The following is a 16,244-nucleotide window of genomic DNA, read 5'->3' as shown; positions in this document are numbered from 1 at the left end:
CGCGCATGGACTACATCCTCAACCTGCTGTCCTCGCTCACCCAGGAGGCACTCGCCCCGACCACGGCGGCGTTCGCGCTGGCCGCGATCGGCCTGAACGTGCACTTCGGGCTCACCGGCCTCGTGAACATGGGCCAGGCGGCGTTCCTGCTGCTCGGCGCCTACGGCTTCGCGATCTCGATCACGAACGGACTGCCGTTCGTGATGGCGGTGCTCATCGCCCTGCTCGTCGCGATCGTGTTCGCGATCATCCTCGGCATCCCGACCCTGCGGTTGCGCGGCGACTACCTGGCGATCGTCACGATCTCCGGCGCCGAGATCATCCGCATGGTGGGCCGCTCGAGCCTGCTCACCTCGACCACGGGTGGCTCGAACGGCATCACCGGGTCGAGCTACCGCGACCCGTTCACCGCCCTCAGCCCGCTGCCCGACGGCACCACCACGATCCTGTGGTTCACGTACGCGAACAACGGCGTCAACGGCTGGTGGATCCGCATCGCGGCGTGGGCAATGGTCGCCCTGTTCACCCTGGTGCTCTTCCTGCTCATGCGCAGCCCGTGGGGCCGCGTGGTGAAGGCCATCCGCGAGGACGAGGACGCCGTCCGCTCGCTCGGCAAGAACGTCTACTCGTACAAGATGCAGGCGCTCGTGTTCGGTGGGGCGCTCGGTGCGATCGCGGGCATCATCTACGTGCTGCCGAGTTCGGTGCAACCGGACGCCATGGGCCGCTCGATGACGTTCTTCATCTGGACGGCGCTCATCCTCGGTGGTGCGGCGACGGTGTTCGGACCGGTGCTCGGAGCCGTGCTCTTCTTCGTCGTCCGGCTCTTCATCCGCACGCTGGCCGGCGACTTCATCCCCGACTCGATCATGAACGCGCAGCAGGCCGAGCAGTTCTCGTACGTGCTCGTCGGCGTCGCGCTCATGCTGCTCATCGTGTTCCGTCCACAGGGGTTGCTCGGCAACAAGAAGGAGCTGACGTTCAGTGTCTGAGACCTACGGCCACCCCAAGGCCGACCCGATCCTCACCGTCGACGACGTCACCCGCCGCTTCGGGGGCATGACCGCCGTGGACGTCGACCACCTCGAGGTCCAGCGCGGCTCCATCACGGCCCTCATCGGCCCGAACGGCGCCGGCAAGACCACGTTCTTCAACCTGCTCACCGGGTTCGACAAGCCGAGCCCGGGTGCGAAGACGCAGTTCAACGGCGCCACGCTGCAGAAGACGAGCGCGACGCACATCGCGAACAAGGGCATGGTCCGCACCTTCCAGCTGACCAAGGCGCTGTCGCGGCTCACCGTGATGCAGAACATGCTCCTCGGTGCCCGCGACCAGCCCGGCGAGAACTTCTTCGCCGCCCTGGTCAAGCCGGTGTGGGCGAAGCGGGAGCGCGAGATCACGGCCAAGGCCGAGGACCTCCTCGCCCGGTTCAAGCTCGACACGAAGGCGGACGACTACGCAGGTTCGCTGTCCGGCGGACAGCGCAAGCTGCTCGAGATGGCCCGGGCGCTGATGTCCGACCCGACGATGATCATGCTCGACGAGCCGATGGCCGGTGTGAACCCCGCGCTCACCCAGTCGCTCCTCGGGCACATCCAGTCCCTGCGCGACGACGGCATGACCGTGCTCTTCGTCGAGCACGACATGCACATGGTCCGGCACATCTCGGATTGGGTGGTCGTGATGGCCGAGGGCAAGGTCGTGGCCGAGGGCCCGGCGGACACGGTGATGGACGACCAGGCCGTGATCGACGCCTACCTCGGTGCGCACCACGACACCGACCTGGGTGACGACTCGCTCCTCACCGAGGAGACCTTCGAGGAACTGGCGGAGGAAGTCGCCGAAGAGGACGCAGCAGAGGAGACGACCCGATGACGGACGCAACGGACCCCACGAACGCGAGCAGTGCCTCCAGTCCGTCCCCGGCGGCCACGCTGGAACGCGAGCCGGTGCTCAGCGCGAAGAACCTCGTCGCCGGCTACCTGCCGGGCGTGAACATCCTGAACGGCTGCGACCTGGACTGCTACCCGGGTGAGCTCATCGGCATCATCGGGCCGAACGGCGCGGGCAAGTCGACGCTCCTCAAGGCGCTGTTCGGGCTCGTGTCCATCCGCGAGGGATCGGTGACCCTGCAGGGCGACGACATCACGAACCTCAAGGCGAACAAGCTCGTGCAGGCCGGTGTCGGCTTCGTGCCGCAGACGAACAACGTGTTCCCCTCGCTGTCCATCGAGGAGAACCTGCAGATGGGGCTGTACCTGCGGCCCCGGAAGTTCGCCGAGCGGCTCGAGGTCATCTACGACCTGTTCCCGGTCCTCGCGCAGCGGCGGAACCAGCGGGCCGGATCGCTCTCGGGTGGTGAGCGGCAGTCCGTCGCGATGGCCCGTGCGCTGATGATGGACCCGAAGGTGCTGCTGCTCGACGAGCCGAGCGCCGGACTGTCCCCCGTGCGCCAGGACGAGACCTTCCTGCGGACCCGCCGGATCAACAAGGCCGGTGTGTCGATCATCATGGTGGAGCAGAACGCGCGACGCTGTCTGCAGATCTGCGATCGTGGGTACGTGCTCGACCAGGGGAAGAACGCGTACTCGGGCACCGGGAAGGAACTCGCTGACGACCCCAAGGTCATCGAGCTCTACCTGGGGACGCTCGCCAAGGACGTCGACGCACAGCGCTAGCGCTGTCGTCGGCTACGGGTACCGCTGTGGGGGTGGTATCCGTGACGGGTGGGGCCGTGCGTGGTCGCTTCGCGCCGCACGGCCCCGCTCCTGTACCCGGCCCGGAGGCGCGGCTCGCCCCGCGTCGCATGACTCTGGTCGCGTGGTTGTGGTCGCATGACGCCGTCGTGTTCCGTTGACGCCGCGGTCCCGTCGAGACGCCTCGGGATTCGGCGGCGTCTCGTCGGCGTGGCGGTGTCCTGCGCTGACGACGGCGTCTTCCGCTGACGACGGCGTCTTCCGTTGACGACGGCGTCGTCCGCCGCACCCGGCCAGGAGGCGCGGCTCGCCCCGCGCGGGTCGGTATCGTTCCGCGGGTGCGCACCTCCGGACCCCTCGTGCTCGACGCCCTCGTCTGGCTCGTGTTCATCGCGCTCTTCGTCGGGGCGGCGTTGCTCGTCAAGGTCGCGGCCGTGCTGCTCGTCGTCCTCGTGGTGCTCGCGCTCCTGCTCGGCTTCGTGCTGCGGGCGCTCCGGAAGCGCCGACGGGCCCCGCGGCGTCCGCGCTGACGGCTCCGCCGTGACGGCTCCGTCGTGACGGCCCCGCGGTGACGGCTCCGTCGTGCGAGGTTCCGCACGTCGTGCGACCCTCGAGACCTCGCACCGAACACGGAACCTCGCACCGTACGCGGCAGGCATCGCACGGTGCGAGGTTGCCCGCCGCGCCGCCGCCCGCACCGTCCGGCCCGTGCACGCCGCAGAGCCCGCCCGGTAGGCTGTCCGAGTGAGCGAAGTCGAGATCGGTGCAGGCAAGCGCGGACGTCGGGCGTACGCGTTCGACGACATCGCGGTGGTCCCCTCCAGGCGGACGCGTGACCCGCGCGACGTCAGCGTGCAGTGGTCGATCGACGCGTTCACGTTCGCGTCGCCGATCCTGTCGGCGCCGATGGACTCCGTGTCCTCGCCGGCGACGGTCATCCAGATGGGCAAGCTCGGCATCCTCGGTGTGCTCGACCTCGAAGGTCTGTGGACCCGCTACGAGGACCCGACCCCGTACTACGACGAGATCAAGTCGCTCACCGACGGCAACGTCACGAAGCGCATGCAGGAGATCTACTCCGAGCCGATCAAGGCCGAGCTGATCACCGCACGCCTGGCCGAGATCCGCGCAGCCGGGGTGCCGGTCGCCGGTTCGCTCAGCCCGCAGCGCACCCAGGAGTTCTCGAAGACGGTCGTCGACGCCGGTGTCGACCTGTTCGTCATCCGCGGCACCACGGTCTCGGCCGAGCACGTCTCCCAGACCGAGGAACCCCTCAACCTCAAGAAGTTCATCTACGAGCTCGACGTCCCGGTGATCGTGGGCGGTGCCTCGACCTACACGTCGGCGCTGCACCTCATGCGCACCGGTGCCGCCGGTGTGCTCGTCGGCTTCGGTGGCGGCGCAGCGTCGACCACCCGCGCCGCGCTCGGCATCCACGCCCCGATGGCCACCGCCGTCGCGGACGTCGCCGGTGCCCGTCGCGACTACCTCGACGAGTCGGGCGGCCGGTACGTGCACGTCATCGCCGACGGCGGGCTCGACACCGCGGGCGACATCGTCAAGGCCATCGCCGTGGGTGCCGACGCCGTCATGCTCGGCACCGCGCTCGCCCGTGCGACCGAGGCCCCGGGTGGCGGCTACCACTGGGGTGCCGAGGCGCACCACCCCGAGCTGCCGCGCGGCCGCCGGGTCGAGGTGGGCACGATCGCCCCGCTCGAGAACGTCCTGAACGGTCCGACGCCGACCCACGACGGCCGCGCGAACCTGGTCGGTGCCCTCCGCCGCTCGATGGCGACGACCGGATACTCCGACGCCAAGGAGTTCCAGCGAGTAGAAGTGGTCGTGGCGCCGTACCACCAGTGACGGTGGCACCCGGGCACGAACCCGGGTGACGCCACGGCGCCGACCGTGACCCGGAGGCGACGATGGCCAAGTCCAGCACGACGAAGCAGACCAGCACGGCCGGACGTCCGCGTGACGTCACGCCCGGCGTGGGGTTTGACCCCGCGGCGAAGCTCGGGCCGGACGAACGTGCGGCCGCGATCGAGACGCTGAAGACCAAGGAGCTCGACGTCCTGGTCGTCGGCGGCGGGATCGTCGGTGCCGGCAGTGCGCTCGACGCCGTGACCCGCGGCCTGAGCGTCGGCATCGTCGAGGCCCGTGACTGGGGCTCGGGGACGTCGAGCCGCTCGTCCAAGCTCGTGCACGGCGGCATCCGCTACCTCGAGCAGCTCAACTTCGCACTCGTCCGCGAGGCGCTCATCGAACGAGGCCTGCTGCTCCAGCGCATCGCCCCGCACCTGGTGAAGCCCGTGCGCTTCCTCTACCCGCTCAACCACCGGGTCTGGGAGCGCTTCTACATCGGCATCGGCATGGCGATGTACGACGTGTTCAGCTGGTCCGGCGGCCGTCCGCCCGGCGTCCCGCACCACCGGCACCTCAGCCGGAAGCAGGTGCTCAGGAACATGCCCGGCCTCAAGAAGGACGCCTTCGTCGGCGGCATGACGTACTACGACGCCCAGGTCGACGACGCGCGCTACGTCGCGTCCCTCGTGCGCACCGCCGCCTCGTACGGCGCTGAGGCAGCGAGTCGCGTCCGCATCGAGGGGTTCATCAAGGTCGGGGAGCGCGTGGTCGGCGCGCAGGCCCACGACATCCAGACCGGCGAGCGGTTCGAGATCCGCGCGAAGCAGGTCGTCAACGCCACCGGTGTCTGGACCGACGACACCCAGGCGATGATCGGCACCCGCGGCCAGTTCAAGGTGCGGGCGTCGAAGGGCGTCCACCTCGTCATCCCCCGTGACCGGTTCCAGTCGAACACGGGCATGATCCTGCGCACCGAGAAGAGCGTGCTCTTCGTCATCCCGTGGGGTCGGCACTGGCTCGTCGGCACGACCGACACCGACTGGTACCTCGACAAGGCGCACCCCGCAGCGACCGCGGCGGACATCGACTACATCCTCGAGCACGTCAACAAGGTGCTCGCCGTCCCGCTCACCCGCGAGGACGTCGAGGGCGTCTACGCCGGACTCCGCCCGCTGCTGGCGGGGGAGTCCGACCAGACCTCGCAGCTCAGCCGCGAGCACGTCGTCGCGCACACCGTGCCCGGGCTCGTCGTGGTCGCCGGCGGCAAGTGGACGACGTACCGCGTGATGGGCAAGGACGCCATCGACGAGGCCGTCGCGGCCATGGACGGCAGGATCCCGGAGTCGACGACCGAGGACATCCCGCTCCTCGGCGCCGAGGGCTACCCCGCCGCGTGGAACCGACGCGCCCGCACCGCACGGAGCTTCAACGTGCACAAGGTCCGCATCGAGCACCTGCTCAACCGCTACGGGACCCTCGCGACCGAGGTGCTGCAGCTCGTCGAGCAGGACCCGGCACTCGCCGAGCCGCTGCCGGGGGCCGATGACTACATCGGCGCCGAGGTCGTCTACGCCGCCTCGCACGAGGGCGCCCTGCACCTGGAGGACGTCCTCGCCCGTCGCACCCGCATCTCCATCGAGGCGTGGGACCGCGGCGAGTCAGCGGCGCCCGTCGCCGCGAAGCTCATGGCGGACGTGCTCGGCTGGGACCAGGAGACGACCGAGCACGAGGTCGCGAACTACCTGAAGCGCGTCGCCGCCGAACGGGAGTCGCAGCTGCAGCCCGACGACGAGAGCGCGGACCGCGTGCGGCTCGAGGCCCCGGACATCGCGTTCGGCTTCGACGAGGACGACGTGGTCGTGGGCGGCGGCCGTTCGGACGGCGCCGAGGGCGCGAAGGCGTCCGACGAGCAGGTCGTCGGCGAGAAGACGAGCGAGCCGGAGTAGCGAGCCGGAGTAGCGAGGCCAGCAGACGCCGTCGTGTCGCCGAGACGCCGGCGTCTGCGGGTTGAACAGGACGCCGTCGTGTCGCGTTGACGCCGTCTGGTCGTCGAGACGCCGCCGGATCCGGCGGCGTCTCGGTGTCGACGAGGCGTCTCGACAAGACGACGGCGTCTTGCGGAGGCCACCCGCGCCTCCAGACCGGAAGGACGGAAGACCGGACTGGAGGCCCGTGGTGCGTCCGTCAGGCGGCGTGCGGCCGCAGGGCGGCGCGGCCACGGCGCCGCTCGCCGGCCACGAGCACCACGGGGATCGCGATCAGCGCGACGAGGCTCGTCACGTACAGCACGCCGGCCCAGACCGTGTGGTCACCACCGTCGGTGCCGAAGCCGTCCGCGACGTCCATACCGAGGGCGAACCCACCCCAGAACGACGCCGGACCACCCAGCACGACCACGGCCAGCAGCACTGCGGCGATGACGTGGGTCGGTGCCCGGGTGACGAGCAACAGCACCGACAGCCCGGCGGCGAGCACGACACCGACCGAGGCCAGCGCGATCACGACCACGATGTCGGTCTGCACGTGGAACCCCTGTGCGTCGAGGCGCCCGTGGATCTCGGCGAGGCTCGCTCCGGGGACCGCGGCGAGCGGGTCCAGCACCAGTGCGTCCACCGCCAGCAGTGCTGCGTACAGCGCGACGACCAGCACCCCGACGACGGCCACGACGATCCGTGTTCTCCCCATCCACAGAACAGTAGCGGGAGGAATGCGCGGGGTCACCGGGTGGTTAGCATGGGGGTACTCGAAGAGGGAGCCATCATGGTCGACGTCCATCGCGTCAAACTCCCCGGAGTCGGCGTGCTGCACAGCTTCTACACCGACGACGGTGGCAAGTGCGGTGTCATCACGCACCGGTCGGGGCACTCCGACCTCATCTCGTTCGCCGACGTCTCCGACGGCGCGGACAAGTCCGAGAAGGTCTCGCTGCGTCTCAGCGAGGACGAAGCGCACACGCTCGCCGAACTCCTCGGCGGCACCCGGATCACCGAGGGCCTCGACAAGCTCGACGAGATCCCTGGATTGTCGATCGACTGGTTCTCCGTCGACTACGACGACGCCATCGCGGGCAAGCCCCTCGGCGACCTGCACGACTCGGGCTTCATCGGCCTGACCGTCGTCGCCGTGGTCCGTGGCGACAGCGCCAACCCGGCGCCCTCGTCGGACTTCGTCGTCTTCCCGGGCGACACGATCGTCGTCGCCGGATCCCCCGAGAAGGTCGCCAAGGCGTTCTCCTTCTACCGCAGCGGAGAGCTTGCGGCCGCCTCGGCCGAGGCCCCGCGGAAGAGCTAGCGCATGCACCTGGGTGGTGAGCTGCTCACCATCGGTGTGCTCTTCGTCATCGCCTACGTCCTGGGCCGGCTCGGCAAGACCATCGGTCTGCCCGCCATCCCGATCTACATGGTGGTCGGACTCGTCGCGAGTCCGAACACGCCGTGGTTCGGGCTGAGCGTCGAGTCCCACACGATCGAGCTCATCGCGACGTTCGGGCTCATCCTGCTGCTGTTCAACCTCGGGCTCGAGTTCGACCAAGAGGAGTTCTACGGCAACGCCGGCAAGCTCCTGGTGTCGGGCGGTACCTACGTCGTCATCAACATGGGCGTCGGGTTCGCCTTCGGGTTCTCGCTCGGCTGGGGCACCCGTGAAGCCCTGATCATCGCGGGCATGACGGCGACTTCCTCGAGCGCCATCGTGACGAAGCTCCTCATCGAGCTCCGGCGCCTGGCGAACGACGAGACCCCGATGATCCTCGGCGTCACCGTGATCGAGGACGTCTTCATCGCCGTGTACCTGGCGATCGTCTCCGTCGTGCTGTCCGGTGACACCAACCTCTGGGCCGTGGTCGGCAAGCTGGCTCTCGCGTTCGGGTTCCTCATCGTGATGTTCACGCTCGCGCGCTTCGCGGGCAAGTGGGTCTCGAAGATCTTCGCCACCCGTGACGACGAGCTGTTCACGGTGCTGTTCTTCGGACTCGCGGTCATGTTCGGTGGCATCGGCGACCTGCTCGGCGTGACCGACGCCATCGGTGCCTTCGTCATCGGCCTGCTCTGCGGAGCGACCCGGTACCGCGACCGCATCGAACAGCTCGCCCTGCCGATGCGCGACGTCTTCGCCGCGTTCTTCTTCGTCAACTTCGGGCTCGGCCTCGACCTGTCGACCTTCGGCGAGGTGCTCTGGCCCGTCCTCGGCGCCATCGGCATGACGGTCGTGCTCAACGCGGTCGCCGGCCAGATCGTCGCGCGGATGAACGGCTTCAACGTCCAGCAGGGCATCAACACCGCCGTCATCCTGGTGAACCGTGGCGAGTTCGCGCTGATCCTCGCGACGCTGTCGGCTGCCGCCGGGCTGGAGGCGCGGATCACCGCCTTCGCGGGCCTCTACGTCCTCTGCATGGCCGTCCTCGGGCCGCTGCTCGCGGTGAACTCGGACCGGATCGGCCGCCTCGTGGTGCGCCCGGGTCGGCTCATCCGCCTGCGCGGACGCCTGGGCGGCCGACGTGCCGTCGCCGCGGCAGCCGCTGCCGAGAGCGCCGAAGCGGCCGAGGCCGAGGCGGACGCCACCGCCGCGGCGCGGAAGGCCGAGCGGGACCGCCAGTTCGCCGAGGAGTTCGCGCTCGTCGAGGCTGCTGGCAGGGACGAGCGAGACAATGAAGGGTCCGAGCCGACGTCCGCCCCCGTGACGTCGCCGGTCGAGATCCCCGCCGAGCGCCCCGAGCGCCCGGTCCGACAGCGCGATCCGGAGTACTGATACAGATGTGGGCCGTTGCCCGACGACCGAGGTGGATCGCGCTGCTGTTGCTGGCGCTCGTGTTGGCGGCGGTGTTCGCCGGGCTGGGCAAGTGGCAGCTGGAGCGGTCGATCGCCAACGGCAAGCCCCTGCCGGCGACCACCGAGACCCGCCGGACGCTCGAGGCGGTCACCACCCCCGAGCGTCCCGTCAGCGAGAGTCTCGCCGGGCAGAAGGTCACCGTCACCGGGACCTTCGTCGCCGACGACACCACCGTCCTGACTGGCCGCACCGGGGGTGGGAAGTACCAGACCGTCGGACACCTGGTGGACTCGGACGGTGGGGCGAGCCTCCCGGTCGTCATCGGGTGGTCCGACCAGCGGTCGGCCGCCGTCGCCGGGGGCGAGCGCCTGGCGGACGGCCAGACGCTCACGATCCAGGGCCGCTACTACCCGGCGGAGTCGCCCGACCAGGACGCCTACAAGAAGGGCGAGTACTCCGCCGTCGCCCCCGCCCGGTTCGTGAACACCTGGCAGGCCTTCGACGACCGCATGTACCTCGGGTACGTCGTCGCCGACGGCACCACCGCGAAGGCCGCCGACCTCGGCACCATCGCCGACCGCGCACCGTCGCGCGAGGTCCAGTTCGACTGGCTCAACCTGTTCTACGCGATCGAGTGGGTCGTCTTCGCCGGCTTCGCCGTGTTCCTCTGGTACCGCTTCGTGAAGGACGCCTGGGAGCGCGAGCAGGAAGAGGAGCGCGAGGCAGCCCTCGCCACCGAAGCCGACTCGCTCCGACGGTAGGATTGCCGGCATGGCCCTGACCGTCCGAACCCGTGACATCTCCAAGATCCCGGGGGCGGTGAAGTGGTACCGCGTCTCGGCGTACATCACCGGTGTGCTGCTGCTCGCCCTGGTGGTCGAGGTCATCATCAAGTACACGCCGCTGCAGCTCGAGATGCAGCTCGGCAACGGTCCGTTCTTCGTGCCCAACGGCACGGCGGGCGAGACCCCGGGCACGTTCAACCTGTCGATCGCGATCCTCATCGCCCACGGCTGGCTGTACGTGCTCTACCTCTTCACGGACTTCCGTCTGTGGAGCATCATGCGCTGGAGGCCGTCGCGCTTCCTGCTCATCGCCCTCGGGGGCATCATCCCGTTCATGTCCTTCGTGGTCGAACACCGCATGCAGCAGCGGGCCATGGACACCTACCACGAGCTGATCGCTGCCCAGCAGCGTGAGAAGGAGGCCGCTCGGTGAGCGAGACCGAACAGCGTCCCGTCCTCGTCGTCGACTTCGGGGCCCAGTACGCGCAGCTCATCGCGCGTCGGGTCCGTGAAGCGAACGTCTACAGCGAGATCGTGCCGCACTCCATCACCGCGGACGAGGTCCGCGCCAAGGACCCGGCGGCCATCGTGCTGTCCGGTGGTCCGTCGTCCGTGTACGAAGAAGGCGCGCCGTCCCTCGACGGTGACATCCTCGACCTCGGCGTCCCCGTGCTCGGCATCTGCTACGGCTTCCAGGCCATGGCGACCGCCCTCGGTGGCGAGGTCGCGAACACCGGTCTGCGCGAGTACGGCGCCACCGACGTGACGCTCGCCCCCGGCACCAGCACCCTGCTCGGCGACCAGCCGGCGGACCAGGTGACGTGGATGTCGCACGGCGACTCCGTGGCCAAGGCACCGGCCGGCTTCGAGGTGCTCGCCTCGAGCGCATCGACGCCCGTCGCGGCGTTCGCGTCCGACGAGCGCAAGCTCTACGGCGTGCAGTGGCACCCCGAGGTGAAGCACTCCGTGTACGGCCAGGCCGTGCTCGAGAACTTCCTGCACCGAGCCGCGGGTCTGCCCGGCGACTGGAACTCCAGCAACGTCATCGAGGAGCAGGTCGCCCGCATCCGCGAGCAGGTCGGCTCCGCGCGGGTCATCGCCGGGCTCTCCGGTGGTGTCGACTCAGCCGTCGCCGCAGCCCTGGTGCACAAGGCCGTCGGCGACCAGCTGACCTGCGTCTTCGTCGACCACGGGCTCCTGCGTGCCGACGAGCGGAAGCAGGTGGAAGAGGACTACGTCGCCTCCACCGGTGTCCGGCTCATCACGATCGACGCCGAGCAGCAGTTCCTCGACGCCCTCGCCGGCGTGAGCGACCCCGAGCAGAAGCGCAAGATCATCGGGCGGGAGTTCATCCGCACGTTCGAGGGCGCAGCCGAGGCACTCGTGCTCGAGGCCCAGGCTTCCGACTCCGATGCCGAGGTCAAGTTCCTCGTGCAGGGCACGCTCTACCCCGACGTCGTCGAGTCCGGCGGCGGAGCAGGCACCGCGAACATCAAGTCGCACCACAACGTCGGCGGCCTGCCCGAGGACATGACGTTCGAGCTCGTCGAACCGCTGCGCACCCTGTTCAAGGACGAGGTCCGCGCGGTCGGCCGCGAGCTCGGGCTGCCCGAGGTCATCGTCGGTCGTCAGCCGTTCCCCGGCCCGGGCCTGGGCATCCGCATCGTCGGCGAGGTCACGAAGGAGCGGCTCGAACTGCTCCGCGCGGCCGACAAGATCGCCCGCGAAGAGCTCACCGCGGCCGGTCTCGACCAGGAGATCTGGCAGTGCCCGGTCGTGCTGCTCGCCGACGTCCGCTCCGTGGGCGTGCAGGGCGACGGCCGGACCTACGGACACCCGATCGTGCTCCGTCCGGTCTCGTCCGAGGACGCCATGACCGCCGACTGGACGCGTCTGCCGTACGACACCCTCGCGAAGATCTCGAACCGCATCACGAACGAGGTGCCCGACGTCAACCGGGTCGTGCTCGACGTCACGTCGAAGCCGCCGGGGACGATCGAGTGGGAGTAGGGCTCCCCTGAGCAACGGAAGGCCCGGTACGCGTCACGCGTGCCGGGCTTTCGTGCGTCCGTGGGCGGCGCCGGGGTCGGTGCCGGAGTCGCACGAACTGCCGTCTGCCGGGACGTGTGACGGCAGTCCGCGCGACCCGGGCGCTGCGCGTGCGGCGTGTTGTGCGACCTCGGGCGGCTGGAGTTGTGGGCGTGGGCGCTGCCGGGGCCGTCGAGTGGTCACGACACCCCGCGGGCCCGGTGCCGAGGGGTCACGAACTGTCGGCTGGCCCCGGCCCGGACGACACTTCGTGACCACTCGGCGGTCGTTCGGCGGGGTGTTGTGACCGCCGGGACCGCCGCCGCTCGCGCGTCCACCGGCCCGGGAACGACGAAGGGCCCCGGCGGCGCCGGGGCCCTTCGTGTGTGCGGTGGTACTAGTTGCGCGAGCTGCTCGCGACGATGGCGAGGATGCGCAGGATCTCGAGGTACAGCCAGACGATCGTCACGATCAGGCCGAACGCCGCGGTCCAGGCGTAGATCCGGGGAGCGCCACGACGGACACCGGTCTGGATCTGGTCGAAGTCGAGGATCAGCGAGTAGGCCGCCATCACCACGACGAGGATGCCGATGATCACACCGAGCGGGATGCCGAAGATCGTGATCCCGAGTGCGCCGAACGCCGTGTCCGTCACTCCGGTCCACATCAGGACCAGGTTGATGAGCGAGAACACCATGTACCCGACCATCGCGACGAGGAAGAAGCGCGTGGCCTTCGGTGTGGCGCGGACCTTGCCCGATGCGAACAGCGCGAGCGTCACGGCGAAGACACCGAGCGTCCCGAACACCGCCTGGGTGACGATGCCACCCCACATCGAGTTGTACGCGCCGGAGATGCCACCGACGAACAGACCCTGGACGAACGAGTACGTCAGGATCAGACCCGGTGACGGCTTCTTCTTGAAGGTGTTCACGAGGCCGAGCACGAGGCCGACGACCGCCGCGACGATCCAGACGACCGGCGGCAGGTTCCAACCGGCCACCGCGCCGACGACGAGCACGCCGAACGCGAGCAGCGTCTTGACGATGGTGTCTTCGTACGACATGCGGTCGGTGTCCACCGGGGACGCAGTCGGGCGGTCGTACATGTACTGCAGCTGCTCGGGGGTCATGCCGCCCTGGGCCTGCTGCGGGGTCTGTCCCCAGCCGGCCTGCTGCTGACCAGCACCGCGCCCGCCCCAGGTGTTTGCCCCCTGTGCGTTGAAGGCGGGGGACTGGTCGAAACCGGGCTTGAAGGCCATGGTGTCCTCTTCCTAGGAGATTCGAGTCCTCTCAGCCTAGGGGCGCTCGGTCGCGGAAGGCTGAGGATTCGCGGCGAGCGGACGCGGGCCCAGCGGGCTCCGTCGAGGGAAGCCTAGGGTCGCCCGCTGCACGCGCGCCCCGAGGACGTCGAGAGTCCGCCGTCGAGCCAGCCGAGCCCGTCGAGCGCGCCCGTCCCGACGGCAGCGCCGGGTAGAGCCAGGTGACGAGCGCGACCGAGATCGTCATGAGCAGGAACCACGCCACGATCTTCGTCGGTGCCACCGGCTGCCACACCGCGAGCTGCGCCGGGTAGCTCCACGCCCCGGCCCAGGTCGCGACGTTCTCCGCCGCCCAGATGAACACCGCGACGAGGGCCATCGCCACGAGGACGGGCATCCGCAGCGTCGCCCGGTGGATCCGGACGTGCATGGTCGTGCGGGCGAAGAGCAGCAGCACGAGCGCGAGCAGCACGTACCGGGCGTCGGCGACGAAGTGGTGGCCGAAGAAGTTCAGGTAGATCCCGCCCGCCACGACCGCCAGCAGCCACTGCCGCGGGTACCGGTCGAACCGCAGGTCGAACAGCCGGTAGACCCGCACCATGTACGACCCGACGGCGCCGTACATGAACCCCGAGAACAGCGGCACCCCGGCGACGACGAACAGCCCACTCGACTCGTAGGTCCACGAGCCCATGTGGGTCTTGAACACCTCCATCGCGGTCCCGACGACGTGGAACAGCAGGACGACCCGGAGCTCCCGCACGGTCTCGAGCCCGAACACGAGCATCCCGACCTGCAGCAGCACGGCCGCGATCGTCAGGACGTCGTTCCGCATCGCCGCGGGCACGGTCAGGTGCACCACCGCCATGGTCGCGAGCAGCAGCGCCCCGAACGCGCACGCCCAGGCCTGCTTCGCGCCGAACACCAGGAACTCGGTGACGAACACCCGGACGGGCCGGTGCGGTTGATGCCCGGCGTCGAGCAGGCGGCGAGCGGCGCGGTCGATCCGGGCCTCGACGGCGGTGGAGAGCGAACGGACGGTCATGCGGTGATGGTCGGCGTCGTCGCTGGGAACGACGGGCCTCGGAGCGACGCGTGTGTCCCGCGACACAGGTGCCCGCTGGTCACCCACGGCAAGTAGGGTCGCGCCATGACCCTCGTGATCGCCCACCGCGGTGCGTCCGGCTACCGCCCCGAGCACTCGCGGAGCGCGTACGAGCTCGCGATCGAACTCGGCGCCGACGCGATCGAACCGGACCTGGTGCCCACGAGGGACGGCGTGCTGGTGCTCCGGCACGAGAACGAGGTCTCGGGCACCACGGACGTCGCCGACCACCCCGAGTTCCGGCACCTGCGCACGACGAAGACCGTCGACGGCCAGCCCCTGACCGGCTGGTTCACCGAGGACTTCACGTGGGCCGAGCTGCAGACGCTCCGCACCCGCGAGCGCCTGCCGGTGCTGCGTCCGGGATCCGCCGAGCACGACGGTGCGCAACCGATCCTGCGGCTCGTCGACCTGCTCGCGATCCTCGACGCGGCGCCCCGCCCGGTCGGGCTCGTCGCCGAGGTGAAGCACGCCGCGTCCTTCGACCGCGCCGGGTTCCCGATGGGTGCACTCGTCGACGCCGCGCTCGGCGAGGCCGGGTGGCGGCAGGACGAGCGGCTCACGGTGGAGAGCTTCGAGAAGGGCGTGCTGCGCGACCTGCGCGAACGGGGGACCGGTGGTCGGCTCGTGTACCTCCAGGAGGCCCGTGGCAGCGCCGCGGACGAGGTCGCGTCCCACGGATCGCTCGCCCCCACCTACGCCGCCGAGCGCTCCGAGGACGCGCTCGCGTCGTTCGCGACCGAGTTCCACGGCATCAGCGTCGACCTCGGCACCCTGATGGCCGGCGTCGACAGCGTCGCGCTCGACGACCCGACGCCGGTGCGCAGCGCGATCGTCGACCGCGCCCATGCCGCCGGGCTCGCGGTGTACACGTGGACTCTCCGGCCGGAGAACCGGTTCCTGCCGTCGCCGTTGCGTCGTGGCGGCGACGTCGCGGCCTTCGGCGACTGGGAGCGGTGGTTCACGTCCGTGATCCGCACCGGACTCGACGGGGTGTTCGCCGACCACCCCGACCTGGCGGTGCGTGCCCGGTCAGTCCTCGAGCGCCTCGAGCGGGATGCCGGCTGACCGGAGGGCCTCGAGGGCCTCCTCGCGTGCGGACGTGGCAGCGGCGCGGAGCCCGGCCAGGTCCTCGGGCCGGTAGAACCACGAGCTCCGGTCGCCGGGCGAGACCGTCCGTTGCGCGTCCGTCAGGTCGGCGTCGTGTTCGCCCTTCCGGAGGTCGGCACGCGCACGGTCGAGCGCCTGCAGGACTGCCGAGGCACGGATGACCTCGGCCGCGGGCAGGTCCCCGGGCGCGAGACGGGCGACCCGAGGGTCGATCGGTGTCACCGGGAGGGCCTGCACCGGTGGCTGTCGGCGCCGCCGGCGATCGACGAGGACCGCCACGGCGGACGAGACGACGAGGAACACCACGACGGCGACGAGGAGCCGGGCACTCCTCGGGAACGTCGACGCAGCGAGGGCCCCGAGTACGGCCAGGCACAGCCCAGCGGTGACCAGGCCGACCGACAGCGGGACCAGGCACCCCGCCGTGTCCTGTCGAGACCGCTGAGCACGGGCCCGACGGTGGCTCTCGACGATCGCGGCGGGGTCGTCGCGCCCGTCCGGAGGCAGGATGCAGAGGACGTCCTGGGTGGTGGGGACCGCGGCCGACATCGCAGGGAGCACGAAGACGTCAGGTCGGTCCGGTGTGATCGCCACGGCGCCATCCTGCCGCACGAGGTCGCTGTCGG

At 69.9% G+C, this 16,244-nt stretch carries 16 protein-coding genes; 12 read left to right on the top strand and 4 right to left on the bottom strand.

Annotated elements, in window-relative coordinates; genetic code table 11:
* Positions 1 to 5 precede the first annotated feature (5 nt).
* From DEJ19_RS16710 to DEJ19_RS16685, 6 genes are all read left to right on the top strand, one after another.
* Positions 6 to 992, top strand: coding sequence for a branched-chain amino acid ABC transporter permease (locus tag DEJ19_RS16710; RefSeq protein WP_027466698.1), 987 nt, complete (start codon positions 6 to 8; stop codon positions 990 to 992).
* Positions 985 to 1,875, top strand: coding sequence for an ABC transporter ATP-binding protein (locus DEJ19_RS16705; RefSeq protein WP_027466697.1), 891 nt, complete (start codon positions 985 to 987; stop codon positions 1,873 to 1,875). The genes DEJ19_RS16710 and DEJ19_RS16705 overlap by 8 nt, the downstream gene beginning before the upstream one ends.
* Positions 1,872 to 2,678 (top strand): ABC transporter ATP-binding protein, encoded by an 807-nt coding sequence (locus DEJ19_RS16700; RefSeq protein ID WP_027466696.1) that lies wholly within the window; start codon positions 1,872 to 1,874, stop codon positions 2,676 to 2,678. Before DEJ19_RS16705 ends, DEJ19_RS16700 begins: the two co-directional genes overlap by 4 nt.
* 356 nt (positions 2,679 to 3,034) lie before the next feature.
* Complete coding sequence (locus tag DEJ19_RS16695; RefSeq protein ID WP_027466695.1) at positions 3,035 to 3,226, top strand: hypothetical protein; 192 nt, start codon at positions 3,035 to 3,037, stop codon at positions 3,224 to 3,226.
* 214 nt (positions 3,227 to 3,440) lie between these two features.
* Complete coding sequence (locus DEJ19_RS16690) at positions 3,441 to 4,559, top strand: GuaB3 family IMP dehydrogenase-related protein (RefSeq protein ID WP_027466694.1); 1,119 nt, start codon at positions 3,441 to 3,443, stop codon at positions 4,557 to 4,559.
* 62 nt (positions 4,560 to 4,621) lie between these two features.
* Complete coding sequence (locus tag DEJ19_RS16685) at positions 4,622 to 6,508, top strand: glycerol-3-phosphate dehydrogenase/oxidase (protein ID WP_071404640.1); 1,887 nt, start codon at positions 4,622 to 4,624, stop codon at positions 6,506 to 6,508.
* Positions 6,509 to 6,746: 238 nt separating this feature from the next.
* Here the strand turns inward: DEJ19_RS16685 and DEJ19_RS16680 are convergent, their stop codons facing one another.
* Positions 6,747 to 7,247: a hypothetical protein gene (locus DEJ19_RS16680; protein ID WP_146250616.1), complete on the bottom strand. Its 501-nt coding sequence runs from the start codon at positions 7,245 to 7,247 to the stop codon at positions 6,747 to 6,749.
* Positions 7,248 to 7,322: 75 nt separating this feature from the next.
* On the opposite strand from DEJ19_RS16680, the gene DEJ19_RS16675 reads away from it, so the two are divergent.
* The 5 genes from DEJ19_RS16675 to guaA are packed head-to-tail and all read left to right on the top strand — an operon-like array spanning position 7,323 to position 12,124.
* Positions 7,323 to 7,853 (top strand): cation:proton antiporter regulatory subunit, encoded by a 531-nt coding sequence (locus tag DEJ19_RS16675; protein ID WP_017885470.1) that lies wholly within the window; start codon positions 7,323 to 7,325, stop codon positions 7,851 to 7,853.
* Between the two features lie 3 nt (positions 7,854 to 7,856).
* On the top strand, positions 7,857 to 9,308 hold the full coding sequence (locus DEJ19_RS16670) for a cation:proton antiporter (protein WP_111232659.1): 1,452 nt from the start codon (positions 7,857 to 7,859) through the stop codon (positions 9,306 to 9,308).
* A 5-nt stretch (positions 9,309 to 9,313) separates the two neighbouring features.
* A complete protein-coding gene (locus DEJ19_RS16665; protein ID WP_111232660.1) occupies positions 9,314 to 10,090 on the top strand; it encodes an SURF1 family cytochrome oxidase biogenesis protein in 777 nt (258 codons plus the stop codon).
* 10 nt (positions 10,091 to 10,100) lie between these two features.
* Complete coding sequence (locus DEJ19_RS16660; RefSeq protein ID WP_111232661.1) at positions 10,101 to 10,547, top strand: DUF3817 domain-containing protein; 447 nt, start codon at positions 10,101 to 10,103, stop codon at positions 10,545 to 10,547.
* Positions 10,544 to 12,124: a glutamine-hydrolyzing GMP synthase gene (gene guaA, locus DEJ19_RS16655; RefSeq protein WP_110863189.1), complete on the top strand. Its 1,581-nt coding sequence runs from the start codon at positions 10,544 to 10,546 to the stop codon at positions 12,122 to 12,124. The genes DEJ19_RS16660 and guaA overlap by 4 nt, the downstream gene beginning before the upstream one ends.
* Before the next feature lie 415 nt (positions 12,125 to 12,539).
* Here guaA and DEJ19_RS16650 read toward each other — a convergent pair whose 3' ends face one another.
* On the bottom strand, positions 12,540 to 13,403 hold the full coding sequence (locus tag DEJ19_RS16650; RefSeq protein WP_071404645.1) for a Bax inhibitor-1/YccA family protein: 864 nt from the start codon (positions 13,401 to 13,403) through the stop codon (positions 12,540 to 12,542).
* A gap of 31 nt (positions 13,404 to 13,434) precedes the next feature.
* On the bottom strand, positions 13,435 to 14,448 hold the full coding sequence (locus tag DEJ19_RS16645; protein WP_111232662.1) for a DUF817 domain-containing protein: 1,014 nt from the start codon (positions 14,446 to 14,448) through the stop codon (positions 13,435 to 13,437).
* A 105-nt stretch (positions 14,449 to 14,553) separates the two neighbouring features.
* Here DEJ19_RS16645 and DEJ19_RS16640 point away from each other — a divergent pair, with 105 nt between their 5' ends.
* Positions 14,554 to 15,576 carry a glycerophosphodiester phosphodiesterase family protein gene (locus tag DEJ19_RS16640; protein ID WP_111232663.1) on the top strand — a complete coding sequence of 341 codons (1,023 nt, stop codon included), beginning with the start codon at positions 14,554 to 14,556 and terminating at the stop codon, positions 15,574 to 15,576.
* Here DEJ19_RS16640 and DEJ19_RS16635 read toward each other — a convergent pair.
* Positions 15,541 to 16,212, bottom strand: coding sequence for a hypothetical protein (locus tag DEJ19_RS16635; protein ID WP_111046490.1), 672 nt, complete (start codon positions 16,210 to 16,212; stop codon positions 15,541 to 15,543). The two genes, DEJ19_RS16640 and DEJ19_RS16635, sit on opposite strands and share 36 nt — an antisense overlap.
* Between the last annotated feature and the right edge of the window lie 32 nt (positions 16,213 to 16,244).

Origin of the sequence: Curtobacterium sp. MCSS17_016 (assembly GCF_003234255.2) — a bacterium.
Classification (GTDB): Bacteria; Actinomycetota; Actinomycetes; order Actinomycetales; family Microbacteriaceae; genus Curtobacterium; species Curtobacterium flaccumfaciens.
This window is presented reverse-complemented; position numbering and strand designations above follow the sequence as displayed.